Source organism: Williamsia sp. z34 (assembly GCF_059553395.1).
The window spans coordinates 22,680-44,289 of the sequence record NZ_JCANWW010000002.1 but is presented as its reverse complement, the minus strand read 5'-3'; the positions used below and the strand labels follow the sequence as shown (position 1 = coordinate 44,289).

At 65.6% G+C, this 21,610-nt stretch carries 22 protein-coding genes and 1 tRNA gene; 6 read left to right on the top strand and 17 right to left on the bottom strand.

The features are described 5' to 3' along the window. Positions 1-430 precede the first annotated feature (430 nt). Positions 431-865, top strand: coding sequence for an HIT family protein (locus tag AC51GT_RS04545; RefSeq protein ID WP_496328035.1), 435 nt, complete (start codon positions 431-433; stop codon positions 863-865). Beyond that, the gene (locus AC51GT_RS04540; protein WP_496328034.1) at positions 858-1,622 is read left to right on the top strand and encodes an SIR2 family NAD-dependent protein deacylase; all 765 of its coding nucleotides are present in this window, start codon (positions 858-860) and stop codon (positions 1,620-1,622) included. Before AC51GT_RS04545 ends, AC51GT_RS04540 begins: the two co-directional genes overlap by 8 nt. Here AC51GT_RS04540 and AC51GT_RS04535 read toward each other — a convergent pair. The 3 genes from AC51GT_RS04535 to AC51GT_RS04525 all read right to left on the bottom strand — a co-directional run bounded on the left by AC51GT_RS04535 (position 1,619) and on the right by AC51GT_RS04525 (position 8,058). Then, a complete protein-coding gene (locus AC51GT_RS04535; protein ID WP_496328033.1) occupies positions 1,619-5,782 on the bottom strand; it encodes a PDDEXK-like endonuclease domain-containing protein in 4,164 nt (1,387 codons plus the stop codon). The two genes, AC51GT_RS04540 and AC51GT_RS04535, sit on opposite strands and share 4 nt — an antisense overlap. 100 nt (positions 5,783-5,882) lie before the next feature. Next, positions 5,883-6,227 (bottom strand): rhodanese-like domain-containing protein, encoded by a 345-nt coding sequence (locus AC51GT_RS04530; protein WP_496328032.1) that lies wholly within the window; start codon positions 6,225-6,227, stop codon positions 5,883-5,885. 145 nt (positions 6,228-6,372) lie between these two features. Further along, positions 6,373-8,058: a DEAD/DEAH box helicase gene (locus tag AC51GT_RS04525; protein WP_496325473.1), complete on the bottom strand. Its 1,686-nt coding sequence runs from the start codon at positions 8,056-8,058 to the stop codon at positions 6,373-6,375. Positions 8,059-8,325: 267 nt separating this feature from the next. On the opposite strand from AC51GT_RS04525, the gene AC51GT_RS04520 reads away from it, so the two are divergent. Continuing rightward, positions 8,326-10,116, top strand: a complete 1,791-nt coding sequence (locus AC51GT_RS04520; RefSeq protein ID WP_496328031.1) for an AMP-dependent synthetase/ligase — start codon at positions 8,326-8,328, stop codon at positions 10,114-10,116. Positions 10,117-10,184: 68 nt separating this feature from the next. Here AC51GT_RS04520 and AC51GT_RS04515 read toward each other — a convergent pair whose 3' ends face one another. From AC51GT_RS04515 to AC51GT_RS04505, 3 genes are all read right to left on the bottom strand, one after another. Then, positions 10,185-11,099, bottom strand: a complete 915-nt coding sequence (locus AC51GT_RS04515; RefSeq protein ID WP_496328030.1) for a hypothetical protein — start codon at positions 11,097-11,099, stop codon at positions 10,185-10,187. 64 nt (positions 11,100-11,163) lie between these two features. Then, on the bottom strand, positions 11,164-11,475 hold the full coding sequence (locus tag AC51GT_RS04510; RefSeq protein ID WP_496328470.1) for a hypothetical protein: 312 nt from the start codon (positions 11,473-11,475) through the stop codon (positions 11,164-11,166). Positions 11,476-11,642: 167 nt separating this feature from the next. Beyond that, positions 11,643-11,727 (bottom strand) — tRNA-Leu (locus AC51GT_RS04505). Between the two features lie 59 nt (positions 11,728-11,786). Between AC51GT_RS04505 and AC51GT_RS04500 the strand changes: the two genes are divergently transcribed. Further along, positions 11,787-12,269, top strand: a complete 483-nt coding sequence (locus tag AC51GT_RS04500) for a transcriptional regulator (protein WP_496328029.1) — start codon at positions 11,787-11,789, stop codon at positions 12,267-12,269. Further along, a complete protein-coding gene (locus AC51GT_RS04495) occupies positions 12,266-12,625 on the top strand; it encodes a DUF3817 domain-containing protein (RefSeq protein WP_496325428.1) in 360 nt (119 codons plus the stop codon). The genes AC51GT_RS04500 and AC51GT_RS04495 overlap by 4 nt, the downstream gene beginning before the upstream one ends. Before the next feature lie 28 nt (positions 12,626-12,653). Here the strand turns inward: AC51GT_RS04495 and rdgB are convergent, their stop codons facing one another. The 11 genes from rdgB to clpS form a co-directional block, all read right to left on the bottom strand. Continuing rightward, a complete protein-coding gene (gene rdgB, locus AC51GT_RS04490; protein WP_496328028.1) occupies positions 12,654-13,268 on the bottom strand; it encodes an RdgB/HAM1 family non-canonical purine NTP pyrophosphatase in 615 nt (204 codons plus the stop codon). Continuing rightward, positions 13,268-14,053 (bottom strand): ribonuclease PH, encoded by a 786-nt coding sequence (rph, locus tag AC51GT_RS04485; RefSeq protein WP_496325430.1) that lies wholly within the window; start codon positions 14,051-14,053, stop codon positions 13,268-13,270. Before rph ends, rdgB begins: the two co-directional genes overlap by 1 nt. Before the next feature lie 47 nt (positions 14,054-14,100). Further along, a complete protein-coding gene (locus AC51GT_RS04480) occupies positions 14,101-14,865 on the bottom strand; it encodes a cyclic nucleotide-degrading phosphodiesterase (protein WP_496325431.1) in 765 nt (254 codons plus the stop codon). 48 nt (positions 14,866-14,913) lie between these two features. Next, a complete protein-coding gene (gene murI, locus AC51GT_RS04475; protein ID WP_496325432.1) occupies positions 14,914-15,732 on the bottom strand; it encodes a glutamate racemase in 819 nt (272 codons plus the stop codon). Then, entirely contained in the window at positions 15,729-16,427 is a 699-nt protein-coding gene (locus tag AC51GT_RS04470; RefSeq protein WP_496328027.1) for a rhomboid family intramembrane serine protease, read from the bottom strand. Before AC51GT_RS04470 ends, murI begins: the two co-directional genes overlap by 4 nt. A 37-nt stretch (positions 16,428-16,464) precedes the next feature. Further along, positions 16,465-17,436: a PLP-dependent cysteine synthase family protein gene (locus tag AC51GT_RS04465; protein ID WP_496328026.1), complete on the bottom strand. Its 972-nt coding sequence runs from the start codon at positions 17,434-17,436 to the stop codon at positions 16,465-16,467. 27 nt (positions 17,437-17,463) lie between these two features. Continuing rightward, the gene (locus AC51GT_RS04460; protein WP_496328025.1) at positions 17,464-17,736 is read right to left on the bottom strand and encodes a MoaD/ThiS family protein; all 273 of its coding nucleotides are present in this window, start codon (positions 17,734-17,736) and stop codon (positions 17,464-17,466) included. A gap of 11 nt (positions 17,737-17,747) precedes the next feature. Next, on the bottom strand, positions 17,748-18,152 hold the full coding sequence (locus AC51GT_RS04455) for a M67 family metallopeptidase (protein ID WP_496328024.1): 405 nt from the start codon (positions 18,150-18,152) through the stop codon (positions 17,748-17,750). A 62-nt stretch (positions 18,153-18,214) separates the two neighbouring features. Beyond that, positions 18,215-19,309 carry a P1 family peptidase gene (locus AC51GT_RS04450; RefSeq protein WP_496328023.1) on the bottom strand — a complete coding sequence of 365 codons (1,095 nt, stop codon included), beginning with the start codon at positions 19,307-19,309 and terminating at the stop codon, positions 18,215-18,217. Between the two features lie 31 nt (positions 19,310-19,340). Further along, complete coding sequence (aosR, locus tag AC51GT_RS04445) at positions 19,341-19,922, bottom strand: oxidative stress transcriptional regulator AosR (RefSeq protein WP_496325436.1); 582 nt, start codon at positions 19,920-19,922, stop codon at positions 19,341-19,343. A gap of 6 nt (positions 19,923-19,928) precedes the next feature. Then, entirely contained in the window at positions 19,929-20,264 is a 336-nt protein-coding gene (gene clpS / locus AC51GT_RS04440) for an ATP-dependent Clp protease adapter ClpS (RefSeq protein WP_496325475.1), read from the bottom strand. Positions 20,265-20,298: 34 nt separating this feature from the next. Here clpS and AC51GT_RS04435 point away from each other — a divergent pair, with 34 nt between their 5' ends. Beyond that, complete coding sequence (locus AC51GT_RS04435; protein ID WP_496325437.1) at positions 20,299-21,600, top strand: nicotinate phosphoribosyltransferase; 1,302 nt, start codon at positions 20,299-20,301, stop codon at positions 21,598-21,600. Positions 21,601-21,610 lie beyond the last annotated feature (10 nt).

Here is a 21,610-nt window from a genome sequence, read left to right as displayed (position 1 = left end):
GGCTCCCTCATGTTGCATCTTGATTGTTTGCGGGCGTGACACCGCACATCGTCCTTGGTTGCGCACCTGCGAGCCGTTCCCGCCCGAGAGCGTTCACTACGCTGTCGATCACGTTGTCTTTCAACATGATTCATCTACAGAGCCAGGCCTCGACGCCCGGCGTCGTCAGATGCGCATGGAGACCATGTTGGCACACAAAAATGAGGTTTTCCTCATGTTTGCAAGTGACCCGCGGGTATACCCATCGGTAACCTCACCGGTAACCACGCGGGAGATGCACGGTGCACATCCAGCGGCCGAATAAAGCCAGCTCACACCGCCCGAACGACCACCCGGCCGGCCCGGTTCGAGCCCTGAAAGTTGTTACCGAACCGTGACAATTAATTTGGTCGCCGGCCGCGTCATCGCGCACTGCCACTAGGGTGAGCGCATGACGGAGTGCATATTCTGTGCCATCGCCGACGGTTCCTCGCCCGCCCACATCGTCTATGAGGATGCCGATGTGCTGGGATTCCTCGATATCCACCCGGTCCGGCCCGGCCACACCCTGCTGATCCCGAAGAAACACGCCGCCGACCTCGCCGAACTGAGCCCGGAATCGGGTGGCAAGCTCTTTGTCGCGGGCCAGGCGGTCGCCGCCGCACTGCGCGCTTCCTCGATCGCCGCCGACGGGGTCAACCTACTGGTCAACGACGGCCGGGCGGCATTTCAATCCGTGTTCCATTCGCATCTACACGTGGTCCCACGCCATCACGGCGACAAACTGACCCTGGCAAAGGGACTCTTGACCCGGCGTGACCCCGACCTGCCCGCAACCGCCGCGATCCTGCGCGCACAACTGGAGAACTCGGCCACCGATGACTGAACCCACCATCGACCCCGCGATCGCCGAACTCGTCTACAGCGCGGACCGGGTGACCGTCTGCTCGGGTGCCGGAATGTCCGCGGAGAGCAACGTGCCGACCTTCCGCGACAGCCAGAGCGGTCTGTGGGAACGCTTCGACCCTACCGAACTGGCCACACCCGATGCCTGGTCACGCGACTCCGCGATGGTCTGGGCCTGGTACCAGTGGCGCGCCAAACTGGTGCGCTCCACCACTCCCAATCCGGGACATGTGGCGCTGGCCGAGTGGGCCCGCCGCCGCGCCGTCTCGGTGATCACCCAGAACGTCGACGATCTCCACGAGCGCGCCGGCAGCGATGTCATCGCACATCTTCACGGCAGTCTGTTCGAACCCCGGTGCTCGAATTGCGATCTGCCCTACTCCGGTGTCGACGCCGATCCGGATATGGCAACCGACACACCACGTATCGAGCCTCCCTCGTGCCCGCAATGCCTCTCGGAGGTACGCCCCGGGGTGGTGTGGTTCGGCGAGGCACTGCCCACCGACGCCTGGGATCGCGCGGCCGCTGCCGCCGTCGGATGCGACCTGATGATCGTCGTGGGCACATCGGGACTGGTCTACCCGGCTGCCTCGCTGCCCGAGCGAGCACTCGCGGTCGGCATACCGGTCATCGAGATCAACCCGGAGCCAACACCTTTGAGTTCGTCGGTGACCCACTTCATGCAGACCACCGCAGGCCTGGGCCTCCCGGCACTGCTCCGGGAGGTCTCCCCCTAGTCGCCGCCGGTCAGTGCCACCGGCTGCCATGGGTCGTCGACCGGGCCGCCGGCCAGGTCCGCCCCCACCGAGTTGGGTTGCACACCACGTTTTTCGAGTTCATCCCACAGACCGTCCAGGGCGTGCTCCGGATTGAGCAGATACTCCGATTCCCGCACCCGCCAGAACCTCCAGCCGCACCGCCGGAGTTCGCGCTCGCGCTCCATGTCGGCGCGGGCCTGTTCGGGTGTACTGGTGAACTCGTCTCCGTCGCATTCCACTGCCAGCCTGGCGTCGCTGCCGGTGACGACCAGATCGACAACCCGATTGTTCACCACCACTTTCGGATTCACATAGAACCCGCGGTCGACCAGGTCGACGAAGATCTGCTGCTCGAACAGTGAATCGAACGGTTCGGTACGTGAGGTCGGGGTGACGCCGGTCGGCATCGGTTCCACCACTGCGCCCTCGGTCTTCTGCATGTATGTCAGCAGTGAATAGCGCAGGTCGTTGTCTTTGAGATCGTCGGGCTGCACGGAATGGACCAGCCACAGCTGCTCCATCGCGCGAGATGCCGCAACGTTGATACGTCGCTGGGACTCGCTGCGCCGCAAGACGTTCACATTGGTGTCCGGGCAGACCACCATCGACAAGAACACCACATGGCGTTCGTCGCCCTGGAAGTCCGGCGGCGTGCCGACCCGGAGGTTGCGGTCACGCCACACCTGCGGATCCACGGCCTCCCGTAACAGCTGGGTCAGCAGATCGACCTGCCGCTGCCCCTGCAGCACCACCACCCCGAAGGACATCCCGTCGTAGCGCGGATCCTGCAGGCACTCGGTCAGCACGCGGACCAGCGCGGCGGCCTCGTCGGCATTGACCAGCGACGAGTTCGAGCCGGTGCTCCGGGCGTTCTCGACGTAACGGGTGCGCAACGGCGGCAACCGGTCGGCACCGAACTGGCGCACCGGGATCAGCGGTGCGTCCGGGTAGAACTGCCGGCTGGAGAACTCGATGATCTCCGGCATCGACCGGAAATGTTCACGCAACCGCACCACATGACCGAACCTCGTCCGCAGCATCGAGAACAGGCTCGACCGTGGGGTGAGGCTGTCGCGCATGTATTGCGGGATGTCGGGCAGGTAGGTGTCGAGCTTGGCGAACACCTCTTCCATCCCCGAGCCACCGAAACCACCTGGCGCGCACTGCCGATCGTCGCCGACGACGATCACCCGCGGCGCCAGCCACAGCAGGAACAGGCTAGAGATGTCCGCCTGGCTGGCCTCGTCGACGATGACCACGTCGAAGGAGTTCTGGACGGGTGCAACCGAACTGAGAACCTGCGCGATCGGCATGATCCACGCCGGCACCGCGGTCTGCGCCTGTGCCATCGCCGAACGTGCTGCCAGCCGGAAGCGCTCGGCATGTTTGCCCGAGCCCTTACCGATGTTGGTGATGTGGTCACGATAGGACTGCAGAGCCTGCACCTGACTGACGGTCATGTGCTCCAGGCATTCCCGCCAGGCACATGCGGCGGCCAGCCGGGAGGTGAAGTGCGTGATGTCGGCCTCGACCTCGTCGAGGTCGGCCTCCAGACGCCTCTCGCGGTCGGGATCGCTGCGTTCCTGGGCCCACTGATAGGCACGTCGCCACGACCAGGCCGCGTCGAGGTCCTCGAGTCGGTCTTCCCACACCGGATCCTCGGCGGTTTCGACCAGGAGCTTGACCAGCGCCGGAGCCTTCGCTTTCAGCCTCAACTCCAGCAGATCGAGCGCGCCCTGGTTTTCGAGTTCGATGCGGGCGCTGTGCCAGGCCCGGCGGGCCTCCAGAACCGCATCGGCGTCCGCTGCCCGCACTGCGGCCAGAAGCGCGTCGCCTTCGGGTGACGGACCCTTCTCGACCTCGGCCGACAACGCACGGGCGATGTCGTCGAGTTCGCGGCGGGCCAGGACACCGTCGTTGGCCGCGGCGATTGCACCGGCCTGCCGAGCCACCTCTTCGACCTCGTCGATGCTCTTCGGCCGCGGGCCACCGGGGCTGATCGCATTGAGTTCACGGACCAACTGATCACGGCCGGTGAGCAATTCGGAGACCCAGGCCAGTTGTCCGTCGAGGCGGACCAACCGACCGAGCTGGACCGACCGCGTCCCGGAGGTGTCCATCGGCACACCCACCTCGGCAAGGATCGCCTGGACGCGGGAGACCGCGTCGATCACGCCGAGATGATCGGCGACCATGCGTAGCGACGCGGCATCTGTGGGTTCGCGACCGTCGACGGTGTAGGTGGCACCGAGTTCTTCGACTGCCTTCTGCTCCGGGGCCTTGCGGAAACGCCCCCGCCACTGGCCACCGGACTCGAGGTACTGCGCCGCCTTCTCGTAGACGACCGCGTCGCCGGGTGCGGCACCATGCCCCTCGACCGTATGGGTCCCGATCCGGGTGTCCCGTTCTGTGGCGTCGTCGATCACCGAAGACAACGCGGTGACCCGGGTCCACAGGTACGAGGCCTCACCCGAGAGCAACCGGTCGGCCATCTGCTGCAGATGTGGTGGGAACGTGCGGACTTCGCGCACGGCGGCGCCGAGCCGATCACACCTTGCCTTGACCCGCAGCAACCGCGCACTGTCGACATCGGCCAAGATCGCCAGCAGCGAACCGCTGCCGACCATCTGCTCGGTGGGTCTATTGCGAACCCGGTTACAGATCGACTCGAGTTCGACCGTCCCGGGCAGCACGAGGTCGAGGTCGGGCAGATGCTGGCCGATCCGACTCGCCCAGCGGTCGGTGCGACGGCCCAGCAGTTCGAGCAACCGGTCCAACTCTTCGCGCTCCAGCGGCGGCAACGGACTGTGAAGCGGTCCTGGTAGCCAGTCATGCTGCGCGGCAACCTCATTGCACTGCCGGACGATGCCCGCAGCGGTGCCGCTGTAGTCGGCTGCGACCCACTCGTGCTTCTCGGTCTCGGACTCGCGCAGCTGCCAGATGTCGCGCAGGATCTGCTCCCGCTTCGACCGGGCCTGGTCACGCTTGGACCGCAGATTCTTGATCTCGCTCGTCGCCACGCGGGACTGAAAACTCCCCTTGCGGTTGGCAATTGCCTCCACGCTGTCGATCAGCGACTGCGACCCGTCCTTGGTGACATCGGTGATCGACACCGCCAGTTGCTGTACTTCGACGGGCAGCTTCTCCCGCAGCACGTGCAGGGCCTGCGCCTTTTCGGAGACGACCAGCACCCGCTGCCCCTTGGCCAGCAGCGCAGTCATCAGGTTGGCGATCGTGTGGGTCTTACCGGTTCCGGGCGGACCCTCCACCACCACACCGCTGTCGAGACCGAGCTGGGCCAGGATGTCGCGCTGCTCGACGTTGGACGGCAACGGATACAGCGCGTCCTCGACGAGTTCTTCGGCCGACATCGCCCCACTGTCACGCAGACGCCGAATACGTTCGTCCGCCTCGACCGCCTCCACGAGCTGGGCCAGACCGATCGGGATCTCGTGCGACTCGTCGCGCAGAGCCACGATCATTTCTTCGTAATAGTCGAGCAACGGCGCCGAACCACGTCGACGGAGCACCAGAGCGGGCTCGAGATCGACCGTGACCGAGGCCGGGTCGTCGGCGACGGCCCGGCGCCACTTGGTGAAGAACTTCTCGATGGAGTCCGCCACCGGCGAGCGCGTGGTGGCGAGCTGGCCGGACAGTTCGGCCGACACGGTCAGATCGAACCCGTCGAAGCCGGTCAGCAGATGTCCGGCATGCAGTACCGGCTGGGTACCACCGGCGAGCTTGACGGTGATCGTGCCCGCGGCGTGGTCGTGGTCGGCAATGACCGGCTGGGTCACGAGGTGCTCGCGGACCGCAACCGGGTCGCCGTAGGTGAGCAGTCCCGAGGCGAGTACGAGTTCGAGTGACTCAGGGCGCTCGGCCAACTCGTCGATCGCCTGCGCGAGAAGGTCATACGCGGTGTTCTGTGCGGGATTCTCACGCGACAGCTCGGCGATGACCTGGCCGACGGCGGCATCCCGGTTGATCGGGATGTCATAGCCGTCACCGATCCAGACCACGCCGGCGTGGTCGCTCACGTCACGAATGACCGACGATTTTGCGCGGATCAGTTCATGCAGGAACTGCAACAACCGCAGAACCCTGCCACGCCGGTCGTCGCCGGACACCGAATCGGTCATCACGTCCTCGAGTTAAGCCTCAGGTTGACACTATTTATCACCCTGAACGCTACCCGCTGGAGCGTCTCGGTTCACAGCGCGTGTCTTTAACGGCCTGTCGTCATTTGGGCGCGATGGCCGCGCGCAACGCGCGGTACCCGCCGACCACGTAATGAACGTTCGTATACCCCAGGGACGCGATCTTCTCGGCGATCCGAGCTGATTGTGATTTCACCGATACGACATCGATCTCGGTGTCGAGACTGTCGATCACCGGGATCCGACGGCTCGAGCCCGGGTCGAAGGCATCCTCCAACTCACCGGGCTCTACCACCACGGCCCCGGGCAGACTGCCCTGATGCCGCACGACCTGTGGTCGCATGTCGACCACGATCGCCGTTCCGCGATCACGGTGCTCGACAGCCTCAGCTGCCGAAATCGGATCCGCCGTCACCACTGAAGTCATCACCGTTCCCTATTGCTCGAGATACATGCGCCACTGGTTAGATCGTGAGGCCAACCAGCATTGTTACGGGAAGATCTCATTTTGTCGAACACTTCCCCAACACGGACATGCTATCGAGCAATAGGAACCAGTTCTGCTAACTCCGCTAGGGACGACCCCGGCCGGCAACCTTCTGCGTACCCCGCCGATCGCGGCTGAACGACTTGTTGCCATAGCTCTTCGAACCGCCCTGCGAGCGGCCGCGGGGCGAACCCTCGTCCTTCTTGATTCCGATGGGCACACCGGCGATACGCGTACTCCGCAAACGCGACAACGTCTCGCGGTCGAGATTGCGGGGCAGCTCGACCAGCGAGTGGTCGGCGCGGATGCTGATGTGACCGAAATCGCCACGGGACAGACCGCCCTCGTTGGCGATCGCGCCCACGATGGCACCCGGGGTGACGTTGTTCTGCCGTCCGACAGCCAGCCGGTACGTCGCAAAGTCACCGTCGCCACCGGAACGCTCAGAGCGTTCCTTGCGGTCACGGTCCTTGCGCTCGCTCGCCGGCGGATCGGGTGAGAGCAGGAATCCACCGTCCCGCGTCTCCAGTGCCAGCGCGGCCGCGATGTCGGCCATCGTGACGTCGTTCTCGCTGGCGTAATTCTCGATCAGTTTGCGGAAGAGATCGAGGTTCTCCGATCCCAGATTCGCGGTGATCGACTCGCCGAATTTCGTCACCCGCTGTGCGTTGACGTCGTCGACGCTGGGCAGACCGATTTCTTCGAGCGGCTGACGCGTGGCCTTCTCGATCGCGCGGAGCAGGTGACGCTCCCGCGGCGACACGAAGAGCAGCGCGTTGCCCGAACGACCGGCGCGGCCGGTACGGCCGATCCGGTGCACGTAGGCCTCGGTGTCGTGCGGGATGTCGTAGTTGAGGACGTGCGAGATCCGCTCGACGTCGAGCCCGCGGGCGGCGACGTCGGTGGCGACCAGGATGTCGACCTGACCGTTCTTGAGCTGCGCGATCGTCCGCTCGCGCTGCGCCTGGGCGATGTCACCGTTGATCGCGGCCGCCGAGAAGCCACGCGAACGCAGCCGTTCGGCGAGATCCTCGGTGGCCTGCTTGGTACGGACGAACACGATCATCGCGTCGAACGTCTCGACCTCGAGTACACGGGTCAGTGCGTCGAGTTTGCGCTGATGAGAGACCTGCAGATAGCGCTGCGTGATGTTCGACGCAGTCGCGGTCTTGGCCTTCATCGTGATCTCGACCGGGTTCTTCAGGTACTTCTGCGACAAGCGCCCGATGGTCTTCGGCATGGTGGCGGAGAACAGTGCCACCTGCTTGGAGTCAGGGGTGTCACGCAGGATGCGCTCGACGTCCTCGGCGAAACCCATGTTGAGCATCTCGTCCGCCTCGTCGAGGACGAGGTAGTCGAGCTCGGAGATGTCGAGGGTGCCCTTGTCGAGGTGATCGATCACGCGACCGGGGGTGCCCACCACGATCTGGGCGCCGCGGCGCAGACCGGACAACTGCACGGTGTAGCTCTGGCCGCCGTAGATCGGCAGCACCTTCACTCCGGGCAGATGCACCGAGTAACGGCCGAAGGCCTCGGCGACCTGCAACGCGAGTTCACGCGTCGGTGCGAGGATCAGCGCCTTGGGCTTGCGTGCGCTCGGATCGATACCCGAGAGAATCGGCACCGCGAAGGCGGCCGTCTTACCCGTACCGGTCTGTGCAAGACCAACCACATCCCGGCCCTCGAGGAGCGGCGGAATTGTCGCTGCCTGGATCGGCGAGGGGGTTTCGTAACCCACGTCCGTGAGCGCCTGCAACACGCGGGGATCCATCCCGAGATCTGCGAAGGTCACGGTTTCTTCATTTTCGGCGGCAATATCACTCGTGGGGGCCGCACCAATACTGTCTGTCATCGCTATCCACTGTAGCCGTGATCAGCTTGAATCCGTTATTCGTGAGCCGCATGGTGAGGACGCGACGCGCTTACACGACCAGCCCCCTACTCGCGAGTAATAAGAAAAGGTAACCTGGCCCACAGTTAGAGTGTCCGAATTGGTCGGTCACCCATCGTCCGCCACTCGTTTCCACTGGAGGCCCACGTGCAAGAGATCACCGTCCCCTCGGACTTCGTTGTTCCCGAGAAGGCGTCCATCGTCGATTCGATGCTGAAGCACCGCGCCGAGTCGCCCACAAAAACTCTCTTCAAGCGCCGCGCAGCGGACGGTTCCTGGTACGACGTGACCACCAAGGAATTCGCCGATCTGGTCGACAAGGTCGCCAAGGGTTTCATCGCCTCGGGCGTCGGTCCGGGTGACCGGGTCTCCATCCTCTCGGCCACCCGCTACGAGTGGACCGTCATCGACTACGCCGTCTGGCGGGCCGGTGGCACCACCGTCGCGATCTACGAGACCTCGTCGCCCTCGCAGGTTCAATACATCGTCGAGAACTCCGGGACATCGGTGCTGATCCTCGAGACGGCGGAACAGAAATCGCAACACTCGCCGGTGCTCACCGACCTGGCCGAGCTGAAGGAAACCCTCGTCATCGAGGAAGGCGCGATCGATGAACTGGTCAAGCGCGGAGCTGCGATCGGCGACGACGAACTCGAACAACGCCACGCCAACACCCTGGCGGCCGACGTCGCGACCCTCGTCTACACCTCCGGAACCACCGGCAAGCCAAAAGGTGTGGCGCTCACACACGCCAACTTCATCCACGAATGCCACGCCGTCCGGGTCACCCTCGGGGATCTGATGTCCGAGGGCAGCTCCACGCTGCTGTTCCTTCCACTGGCGCACATCTTCGCGCGGGTCATCTCGGTGGCCTCGGTCGTGCACCTGGTGCAACTCGGCCACACGACGGTGTCCCCCACCCTCATGGACGAACTGGCCGCCTTCAAGCCCAGCTACCTGCTCTCGGTCCCCCGGGTCTTCGAAAAGGTCTACAACGGGGCCAAGCAAAAGGCCGAGGACGGCGGCAAGGGCAAGATCTTCGCCGCGGCAACCGATACCGCCATCGAGTACTCGAAGGCACTGGAGGCCGGCGGTCCCGGCCTGGTCCTCAAGGTCAAGCACAAGCTGTTCGACGTGTTGGTCTACTCGAAGCTGCGCGCGGCGCTGGGCGGCAGGTGCGACAGCGCAGTCTCGGGTGGCGCGGCCCTGGGCGCACGTCTGGGTCACTTCTTCCGCGGCATCGGCGTCCCGATCTACGAGGGCTACGGCCTCAGTGAGACCACCGCCGCCGTCACCGTCAACGCCGAAGGCGCCCAACGCATCGGAACCGTCGGACGTCCGGTCCATGGCCAGTCCGTCGCGATCGCCGACGACGGCGAGGTCCTGCTCAAGGGACCGGTGGTCTTCGGTGGTTACTGGAAGAACGAGCAGGCCACCAAAGAGGCCATCAAGGATGGCTGGTTCCACACCGGGGACATCGGATCACTCGATGACGGCTTCCTGTCGATCACGGGCCGCAAGAAGGAACTGATCGTCACCGCCGGCGGCAAGAACGTCTCGCCGGCCCAGATGGAAGATGCGGTCCGAGCCCATCCCCTGGTGAGCCAGGCACTCGTGGTCGGTGACAACAAGCCGTTCATCGCCGCCCTGATCACCCTTGATCCCGAGGCACTCCCGGGTTGGCTCGAACGCCACGACCTGCCGGCCGACACAGCGATCTCGGACCTGCTGGAGCACAAGGACATTCTGGCCGATGTCGATGAGGCCATCGCCGCGGCAAACGCGCTGGTGTCCAAGGCCGAGGCGATCAAGAAGTACCGGATCATCGAGACCGACTTCACCATCGAAACGGGCGAACTCACGCCGACCCTCAAGCTCAAGCGCAACGTGATCCACGATTCACACACCGCCGTGATCGAGGGTCTCTACACGAAGTAGGCGGGCAGAGTCGAACGGCACCCACCCAGAAAGGGAGACCATCCTCGGATGGTCTCCCTTTCCTGTGCTCAGGGGGTGCCGAGCGCATCGTTGACAGCAGCCGCCACGGACGTCAGCCGGTCGCGCGCCGGTTGCCAATCCTGTTCGTACAGTTGCCGACTGAGCAGGGCAACAACGAATCGTCCGTCCCCGTCCCCCTCGACGAGGCCCGCGCTGTGCAGGTATCCGGTTTGACCCCAGCAACACATCCAGCCCTGTTTCGCGACGGCCCGGCCCGGGGGCCACGCAGCGAGCAGACCGAAGTACTGGACAAAACCATCGGCTGCGACGGCCGGTGCCGCAGCGAGTGAATCGAGGATCAGGTCCCGGTCGGGCTCCGGCATGCCCAGTACGTGCCGGTAGAGGCGCGCGATGTCTGCCGCGGTGATCGTCATCTCGCCCCAGTCCGTCGAATCTGCCGGTGCGACCGTCCCGCTGAATCCGACCCGCGGGCCCACCCGGTCGACGGCACCCGGCCCGTCGAAGCGGGCCCACAGGTCGGTCATCGCAGAGTCGTCGCTGGGTCCGAGGACTCGGCGGATCAGATCGAGGTCGGCGCCACCGACCATCACACTCCCATCGCGCCGCCGGTCGATGATGTCCACCACCACAACCAGTTTCGAGAGCGAGGCCGAAAGCATGGGCGGGGCGCTGCGGCCACCGAGGGCCAATGCACCGGTGCTCGGGTCGAGGATCGCCGCCTCCAACTCGATCCCGCCTGCGGCGGCAGCGGCGTTCTCGGCAGCGGCGGCGGCCGCGTTCACCGAGTCCTCGCTCGACGACTGCGACGGCAGTCGGGTGTCAGCGGGTTCCACCGTCGCGCCGCCGACCCCACAGAACAACGCGCCGGCCGAGGCCGTCAGCACGACTTGAACAGTGATCAACCAGACCGCAACGGCAGCTCGTGCCGACCGCCGGCCGGAGGCCGTGAGGTTCGCAGACATGGTCTTTCCAGGATCCACCCGGATGCCTCGTGGTGCCACCGCGGCGACCGATGACCGTCGGCGATCACTTGCGTTCGGGCTCACCGACCGGGCGCAGTGCCCAACCCGGCACCCAATGGGTCACCTTCTCCTCGCGTCCCCGCGCCGGGATCGTGTAGGTCACCTTGCCGAACCATTCACCCCACTCCGTCATCCCCCATTCGGTGAGCACTCCCACCGTCTTGCGGCGGAATTGCAGCCCCTCGGGGTGATAGATGCCGGAGTGGTGCGGCTGATAGGCATAGAGCGTCACCAGATCGATCGACACAGCGACATGCCCGACCGGGATGAACGCCGCGCCCCGCGGTTGTCCACCGTCACCGCCTATATCTGCCACCTTCACGGTTCGATCATACGTTCGAATCCCTGGTACTCTCAACCACGGCAGGGCGGCGATGCCTGCAGACGTTGATGCGGATGCGGAGACGCCGCCCGCCATTTGCTGGGCGTGGCCGAACGGCACCTTCCCCTGACAGGGGCGGGAAGACAACATCATCGATCGGGTGGTGCGCGAGGGGGGACTTGAACCCCCACGTCCGTAGACACTGGAACCTAAATCCAGCGCGTCTGCCAATTCCGCCACTCGCGCGTGCACGAGACAGAGTACCGGCTGACCTGCGACTTGAATCACTTAGGTACCGTCAAGACATGGCATCGAACAAACGAAGGCACCGACCAGCACTCATAGCGCTGGTTGTGGTGGCGGCCGCCACCTGCCTGGGCCTGGCGTGGTGGCAGTGGCAGCAGTTCGAATCGACCGGTGGGACGGGCCAGAACCTGGGGTACGCCCTCCAATGGCCGGCGTTCGCGGCGTTCTGTGTCTACGCCTACCGCAAGTTCGTCGTCCTCGAGTCCGATCCCGAAGAGGTCGACAAGCTCAACAACACCCACGGCGTGACGGAGATCCCGGAAGGGATCCTCCCGCCCCGACCGAATGCAGCACCGACGCCGCTGGTCGCGGACGGCACCGACGACGGCGCCCAGATCGCCGAGTACAACCGTCTGCTGGCCGAACTCAACGACGCCGCCGCCCGTCGCGCCACCGCTTCCCCCGGCACCGACGATCACCCCGCTGACGAATACCCCGCAGACAAATACCAAGCCGACAACCCGCAACGGAGCAATCAGTGAGCCAGACCCCCGCCGAATCGACCACCACGGTGACCACGACGACGCCGCCGAACAAGGTCAAGGGCGCACTGCTGCGGTACCGGGTGATGGCATGGATCACCGGTCTGTGGCTGCTTCTGCTGGTCGCCGAGATGATCATGCTCTACGGCTTCGACGACCACACCCTCGACTTCGTGCCCTTCGTGCACGGCTGGGTCTACTTCATCTACCTGATCATGGCGATCGACCTGGGCATCAAGGTCCGCTGGCCGATCGGCAAGGCGATCTATACGCTGCTCGCCGGAACCATCCCGTTCCTGTCGTTCTGGGTGGAACACAAGCGCACCCAGGAGATCCGGGCCCAGTTCGGTATCTGATCCGAACCCGGGCCCGGTCCCGGGGGAACTAGTTCGAAGCCAGGGCCTGCAGTGCAGGCACCAGCTGGGCGAGGGCTCGGCCGCGATGACTCAGGGCGTCCTTCTCGGCCGGTGAGAGCTGCGCCGCACTGCGCCCGGTCTCCGCTTCCTCGTCCGGCACGAACACGGGGTCGTATCCGAAACCGTTGTCGCCGACCGGTTCTGCGATGATCCGCCCCCGCCACTGACCCCGGACCACCACTTCGGAGTCCGCGGTGACCAGCGCGCACGCCGATACGAATCCCGCGCCGCGACGATCCTCGGGGACGTCTCCGAGCTGATTGAGCAGCAACTCCAGGTTGGCGATGTCGTCGCCGTGACGGCCAGCCCAGCGCGCCGAGAGCACGCCGGGCATCCCGTTCAGGGCGTCGACCTCGAGACCGGAATCGTCTGCAACACTCGGCAACCCGGTGGCCGCGAACGCGTCGCGGGCCTTGGCCAGTGCGTTCTCCTCGAACGTGGCCCCGGTCTCGGGGGCCTCGTCGAACGGTGGCACCTCGTCGAGCCCGACGACCTGCAAGCCCTCGATGCCTGCCTGCTCGACGACACGACGCAGTTCGGCGAGCTTCTTCTTGTTGCGGCTGGCGACCAGGATTTGGTTCATCAGCTGCCGAAAGCCTTACGTTTTCCGGTGATCTCGGGCTCGGGAAGCCGGCCCGGATACGGCAGTGCCAACGCCTCGCGCTGCACCACGAACAGCTGCTCGATGCCGGCCATCGCCGAATCCAGCAACCGGTCGAGTGTGGACCGCGGGAACGTCGCGCCCTCGCCGGTGCCCTGGATCTCGACCAGCGTCCCGGTGTCCGTGGCGACCACGTTCATGTCGACCTCGGCACGCGAATCCTCTTCGTACGGCAGGTCGAGCCGCACGCGGCCGTCGACGACACCGACGCTGACCGCTGCGATGCCGCATGAGATCGGTTGCGGATCAGCCAGTTTCCCGGCCGCGTTCAGGTAGGTCACCGCATCGGACAGAGCCACGTAGGCGCCGGTGATCGCGGCGGTTCGGGTACCGCCATCGGCCTGCAGCACGTCGCAGTCGAGTGCGATGGTGTTCTCCCCCAGCGCGGCGAGGTCGATGCAGGCCCGCAGCGACCGGCCGATGAGACGGCTGATCTCCTGCGTCCGTCCGCCGACCTTGCCCTTGACCGATTCACGGTCGGAACGATCGTGGGTGGCCGCAGGCAACATCGCGTACTCGGCGGTCAGCCAGCCGAGTCCGGATCCGCGGCGCCAGCGCGGCACACCTTCGGTGACGCTGGCGGTGCACATCACCCGCGTATCCCCGAATTCCACAAGTACTGATCCGGCGGGGTGATTGGTGAAACCACGGGTGATGGTCACCTTCCGCAGTTCGTCATCGGTTCGGCCATCTGCACGTCTACTCACAGGGCCCACCCTATCGAGTCGCCCCGGCAGCAGTATGCGGGTGGGCGTCAGGCGATGTTGATCACGTCACCGCGGCGGACCACCCGAATCGGACCGTCGTAGGCGACTCTGGCCTCCGCGAGCACTTCTTCGGGCCATGTCCACGGCGGCAGATGGGTCAACAGCAGGCTCTTGACGCCGGCCTTGGCCGCCGCCTCCCCCGCCTCCCGACCGGACAGATGCAGATTCGGTGGCCGGTTCACCGGGTCGTGGGTCCACGACGCCTCACACAGGAACACGTCGGCTCCCTCGGCGAGTTCGATGAGTTCGTCGCACACCCCGGTGTCGCCGCTGTAGGTGAGCACCTGACCTTCCGGACCGGTCACCCGGAATCCGAACGTTGCCGGCGGGTGATTGACCAGACGGGAGAAGAACTTCATCCCACCGAGTTCGATCTCACCGCCATCGATCCAGGAGCTGACACCGAACGTGTCCGTGATGTCGTCGAGCTCGCCCGCATACTCCGACGACGCCGCCCCGATCCGGTCTGCGGTTCCGGGCGGTCCGATCAGCGTGCCGCGCCCCACCGCCGGCACCGGGCTGTAACGGCGCCAGACCAACAGGCCCGGGAGATCCAGACAGTGATCGGCGTGCAGGTGACTGAGCGCGATGGCGACATCATTCGGATCGGCGTGCTGCAGCAGTGATCCGAGGACGCCGGGACCGAAGTCCATCACCACCGGCTGGCAACCGGGCACCGTCAACAGGTACCCCGACGCGGGCGAGTCGGGACCCGACAAACTCCCCGAACAACCCAGCACGGTCAGACGCATGACGCCATGCTGCCACGCCCGCACGATCCGCGGTTGGCAGAATCGCGATCAGACGTGCTGGACCGCTCCGATCGCAGGTCCGAGGAACCTACTGGCGAGCTTCGCGAACAATTCCGGATCGCCGGTGGCCTGGAAAATGCGCTCTGCGGGGATGTCCGTCGGACCGCGAAGCAGGTCGCCCGCGGTCAGCACGCGGAGCACGTCCTTGGCCGTTTCCTCGGCACTGGACACCAGTGTCACGTCGTCGCCGACCGCGAGCTGGATGACCCCCGACAACATCGGGTAATGCGTGCAGCCCAGGACCACGGTGTCGACGCGGGCCGCGGCGAGGGGTTCGAGGTATCCCTCGGCCAAGCCCAGTACCTGTCGCCCGCTGGTGATCCCCCGCTCCACGAAGTCGACGAATCGCGGACAGGCCACCGACGTGATGACCGCGTTCCGGGCCGCGGCGAACGAGTCCTCATAGGCGCGGGAGGCGATGGTCGCCTCGGTGCCGATCACTCCGATGCGTCCGGAGCGGGTGGCCGCGACCGCTCGCCGGACTGCCGGCAGCACCACTTCGATCACCGGTATCGGGTATCGCTCCCGGGCATCGCGAAGGCAGGCCGCCGACGCGGTGTTGCAGGCGATCACCAATGCCTTCACGCCGCGTTCGACGAGCTCGTCGCCGATGGCGAGGGCATGGGACCGGATCTGCGGGATGGTCAGCGGACCGTACGGACCGTTGGCTGTGTCCCCGATGTAGATGATGTTCTCCGACGGCAACTGATCGATCACCGCGCGGGCAACTGTGAGCCCTCCTACGCCGGAATCGAAGATGCCGATCGGCGCGTTGACATCTGGACTCGCTGACGCGTCTGAATTCACAGTCTGGTGCTCCCGGGGTTGCCGAAGTTGGTGGTGCCGTACGGCGCCGGTGGCGTCGCCTCGTCAGCCTGTCTGCGATCTCGCCCGGACAGGTACCAGGCCGCCAGTACGCCACCGACGGCGCCAAAGAAATGACCTTGCCACGACACATTCGTATCGGCAGGCAGCACACCCCAGAGGATGCCGCCGTAGAACATGAAAACCACCACACCGATCAGGATCTGTGTGAGGTTCCGGTTGAACAGGCCGCGCACCAGGATGTAGGTGAGCCAGCCGAAGATGATGCCCGAGGCACCGACGGTCACCGAGTACTCGGGTGCGAACAACCACACCCCCACACCGGAAACCACCCACACGATCGCGGTGGTGATCAGGAACCGCCGGGCCATCAGCACCAGGAAACCGAGCACCATGCCCGGAATGGTGTTGGCCGCCAGGTGTTCCCAGTCGGCGTGCAGAAACGGTGAGGCGGCGACGCCGGTCAGTCCGTCGACGTCGCGCGGCTCGATGCCGGCGCTGTCGAGATCGCGGTCGCTGAGCACATCGATGAACTCGATGACATACAGCAATGCGGTCAGCACGACCATGATGACGACCGACCGCGCCCACAGCGGCCAGGACGCCGGTCCTTTCGAACGTGAACCCGAAGGCGTCTGTCTGTCGGCAGCGCCGGATGAACCGAGTGATCCGGTCATTGGTTCTCCGATCGAATGTGGCAAAAGGGTGTCGCGGTCAGGCCCAGAGCTGGCCTTCGAGCCCCTCACCTGCTTCATCGAGGCTACCTTCGTACGCGCCGGTCGACAGATACTTCCATCCGGCGTCGGCCACCACGAAGCCGATGTCGGCGCGGACACCGGCTTTGATCGCCTTGCGTCCGACGCCGAGCGCCGCGTGCAGGATGGCGCCGGTGGAGATCCCGGCGAAGATGCCCTCGGTCTCGATCAGCTCCCGGATACGACGGACCGCGTTGCGTCCTTCGACCGAGAACCGGCTGGTGAGAATCGAGTCGTCGTAGAGTTCGGGGACGAAGCCCTCGTCGATGTTGCGCAGGCCGTAGACCTCGTCGCCGTACCGCGGTTCGGCCGCGATGACCTCGACGCCGGGCTTGTTCTCCCGCAGGAACCGGCCCACGCCCATCAGGGTCCCGGTGGTTCCGAGGCCGGCGACGAAGTGGGTGATCTCCGGCAGGTCCGCGAGGAGTTCAGGACCGGTGCCCTCGTAGTGCGCCAGCGCGTTGGCGGGGTTGCCGTACTGGTAGAGCATCACCCAGTCGGGATGTTCGGCGGCCAGCTCCTTGGCCATCGCGACGGCCTTGTTCGATCCACCGGCGGCCGGTGACGAGATGATCTGCGCGCCGAACATCGTCAGCAGCTGACGGCGCTCGATCGAGGTGTTCTCGGGCATCACGCAGATCAGGTTGTAGCCCTTGAGCTTTGCGGCCATCGCCAGCGAGATGCCGGTGTTGCCACTGGTCGGTTCGAGGATCGTCGCGCCGGGTGAGAGCAGGCCATCGGCCTCGGCCTGCTCGATCATCCGCAGTGCGGGACGGTCTTTGACCGAACCGGTCGGATTGCGGTCCTCGAGTTTGGCCCACAGCCGCACGGCCGGACCGTCATCGCGCTCGTGCCAGCGCGGCGACAGTCGCGGCAGCCCGATCAGCGGGGTGTGGCCCACCGAGTCGATGAGCGATTCATAGCGTGTCATACCAACAGGTTTCGGGTCGGGAGGAGATCAGCCACCGGCGACGGCCGGCAGGATCGTCACCTCGTCGCCGTCGGCCACCGAGGTGTCGAGGCCGCCGGAGAAACGTACGTCTTCGTCGTTGACATAGACATTGACGAAACGATGCAGCTTGCCCGACGCGATGAGCCGGTCCTTGAGGCCGCTGTGGCTCGCATCGAGATTGTCGATCAACTCGCCGACGGTGGCGCCGGTGGACTCCACCCGCTTGTTGCCGTCGGTGTACGTGCGCAGGATCGTCGGAATGGAAACGTTGACTGCCATGGTGAACTCCTCTAGGTGATGTCGATCGGCTCTTCGGTGATCTCGCCGTCGGCGATCCGGTAGCTACGGATTTCTTCGGTCTCGGGGTCACGGGTCGAGATCAGTACGTAATGGGCATTCGGCTCGGAGGCGAACGAGACGTCGGTGCGGCTCGGATAGGCCTCGGTCGCCGTATGCGAGTGGTAGATCACCACGGGCTCTTCGTCGCTGCGGTCCATCTCCCGCCATACCTTGAGCTGCTCGACGGAATCGAAGCGATAAAAGGTGGGCGACCGCTCGGCGTTGACCATCGCGATGAATCGCTCGGGGCGGTCCGAGCCCTCGGGTCCGGCGATCACGCCGCAGGCCTCGTCGGGGTGATCCGCGCGGGCGTGGGCGACCATCTGATCAACCAGCGACCGGCTGATGGTGAGCACTTCGATAACCCCTGACGCCCTATGGGCAGTTGTCGTATCTGTGGTCCGGTGGTGACCGAAGATCATTCGGGCACGAACGCTGTTGGCAACGTCCCCCGATAGGTCGGTATTCCGGCGACGGGTGTGGCGGAAACCACTGCATCGACGATGGCGCGCTGCACCACGGTCGCAGCGGCCTCACCGATCGCAGCGACGAGAGCGACGAGTGGGTTCATCCCCGGCGGGACCTCGGGCGACTCATCGGGCCCCGGCGTCGGCGTCACCGATCCGGTGGCGACGGCGAAGAGCGTGTCCCCGTCGAGCGGCGAATGGGCCGGCCGGATCGCGCGGGCCAGTCCGTCGTGTGCGGTCATCGCCACCCGCCGAACCGACGCCGGATCCAATGCCGCGTCGGTGGCCACGACACCGATGGTGGTGTTGAGCGGACCCGACTTGGCGGTGAGCTCCGACAGGTTCGAGATCTCGTCCGGCTCCGGTTGCTTGAGCCCGTAGTGGTCGAGTTCGAACGGAAGTGCGCCCCATGGCAATCCGGTGGTCGGGTCGATGACGGCGCCCACCGGGTTGGCGACGATCAGCGCCGCGACGGTGATGCCCGTGGCCGGGCCGGTGGTGAAGGTGATGCTCGCGGTGCCCACACCGCCTTTGAGCGCACCGGCCCGGGCGCCGGTCCCGGCGCCCACCGATCCGGTCGCCACCGAGCTGCCCGCGTTCGCTGCCGCGAGGGCACCGAAGTCGCGATCGGGCCGGGCCGACCAATCGCCGACCGCGAGATCGAAGATCACCGCGCCGGGCACGATCGGCACCACCGAACCACGCTTGTCCATCGCCAGTCCGATGCCCTGCTTCTCGAGGTGGGTCATCACACCGTCGGCCGCCGCCAGTCCGTAGGCACTGCCACCGCTCAGCACGATGGCGTGCGCCTGCTGCACGGTGTTCGACGGGTCGAGCAGGTCGGTTTCCCTGGTACCGGGACCACCGCCCCGGACATCGACCGCCGCGACCGCACCCTCGGGCAGCAACACCACGGTGGTGCCGGTCGCCCAGCCTTCACCGGCCGCGTCCTCGGTTGCGACCGTGACGTGGTCATCGAGGCGTTGATGTCCGCCCACCCGGATGCCTGCGATATCGGCGATGGAATCCGTGGGTCCGGGGATCATGCAAACCTCACTTGGGAAGTCGGGCCGGGGCTCACTTGCCGATGAGGGCGACCACGAGCAGTTCCTGCACCACGGTCAGCCAGTGGTAGACGTCCAGGTGCGCCGCCATCGGATCGCCTTCGGGCAGTTGGTCGGGGGTGGATTCGCTGATGCCGATCATCGCGCCCAGTGCCAGGCGCACGTCGTTGATCGCGGAAAGCCACTGATCTGCTTCTCCGGCCGTCAACGAGACCTGGCCGCCGCCGTCCGGTAATGAGTCGAGGACCACCCGCGCGGCTTCCTGTTTGGCGGAGATGATGTGCGGTTCGTGCAGGCTGCGCAGTGCGCCGTTGATGTCCCCGGTCGCCGCGTCCATCGATGTGGTCTCGTCCTGGTCGGGACGATGAAAGTCCGGGAAGAGCCGGCCCAGCGTGGCATCGGTCGGTGGGGTGGAGTGCCCCGCCGCGATCCCCGTCATCGCGGAGAGCTCATCGGTCGGAGCGGTCGACTCCCGTTCGTCGAGCAGCTCGGTCATCGAGGTGACCAGCGAGGCGATCAGATCGGATTCGTGTTGATCGAGTTCGGTGGTGATCCGCAGACGATCGCCGGAACCACGCCGTTTCCAGTTGCGCACGCCGGGTCAGCTGTCTCGCTGCATGGTGGCCCACAGACCCGCCGAATGCAGCTTCTGCACGTCGAGCTCCACCTTGTCGCGATCGCCCGAGGACACCACGGCCCGCCCTTCGGTGTGTACCTGCATCATCAGCTCGGAAGCCTTGGTTTCGCTGTACCCGAAGACCTTCTGGAACACATAGGTCACATACCGCATCAAGTTCACCGGGTCGTCCCACACGATGGTCATCCATGGGCGATCCAGTGCCTCGTCGCGCTCGGCAACGGCGGTACTGGACGGGGTAGCCTCGTGCTGACCGTCGCCCGCCGCCAACGTGGTGTGAACACGCTGCGGTGCGGTCATCATCTGTCCGCGCATAAGCCCTAGGGTACCGATAGTGACCGCATCGAACACAGCGCTGCTGACCGACCACTACGAGCTGACCATGATCGCGGCCGCGCTCGCCAGTGGCAGCGCGCATCGCAACTGCACATTCGAGCTGTTCGCCCGGCGGCTACCCGATGGTCGCCGGTACGGCGTTGTCGCTGGTACCGGACGTCTGATCGAACAACTTGCCGAGTTCACCTTCGGCCCTGAAGAACTGGCACTGGTCGAACCGTTCCTCGACCCCGAGACGGTCGAGTGGCTCGGCGAATATCGGTTCTCCGGCGACATCGACGGATATCCGGAGGGTGAGCTGTACTTCCCGGGCTCCCCCGTCCTGACCGTGCGTGGCACCTTCGCCGAAGCGGTCGTTCTCGAAACCCTCGCGCTCTCGATCATCAATCACGACAGCGCCATCGCCTCGGCGGCGGCCCGGATGGTCACCGCGTCGGGTTCCCGTCCGATCATCGAGATGGGTTCGCGGCGCACACACGAACAGGCGGCGGTGGCCTCGGCCCGGGCCGGCTACTTAGCCGGGATGTCGGCGACGTCCAATCTCGAAGCCGCGCGTCGGCACGGAATCCCGAGCACCGGCACCAGCGCGCACTCCTTCACCCTCCTGCACACGACCGCCGACGGCCCGGACGAGAAGGCGGCGTTCGCCTCGCAGGTCGCCCGCCTCGGCGTCGGGACCACCCTGCTCGTGGACACCTACGACATCACCCAGGGTGTTGCCAACGCCATCGAGGTGGCGGGTACCGATCTCGGCGGCGTCCGGATCGACTCCGGCGATCTGGGCATGCTGGCCCGCCAGGTCCGTCAGCAGCTCGACGACCTCGGTGCCACGAAGACCAGGATCGTCGTGTCCGGCGATCTCGACGAATATGCGATCGCAGCACTGCGCGCCGAACCGGTGGACGCCTACGGCGTGGGCACCTCACTGGTGACCGGATCCGGGTCGCCCACCGCAGGCATGGTCTACAAGCTGGTCGAGGTCGACGGGATCCCGGTGGCAAAACGTGCCAACCGCAAGGAATCTCGCGGTGGGGCCAAAACCGCGCTGCGGACGGCCAAACCGTCGGGGACGATCCTCGAGGAGGTCGTGTACCCCACCGGGTCGGCGGTGCCCGAACTGACGTCGTCGTCGCGGCCGCTGCAGATCCCGTTGGTCAGAGATGGCAAACCGGTCGACGGGCTCCCCACCCTGGAGCAGTCGCGGCAGCACCTGGCCGAAGCCCTTGTCAGTCTGCCGTGGGAAGGTTTGGGTCTGTCCCACGGCGAGCCCGCGATCCCCACACGTTTCGTCGGCCCATAGGCAGATGTTG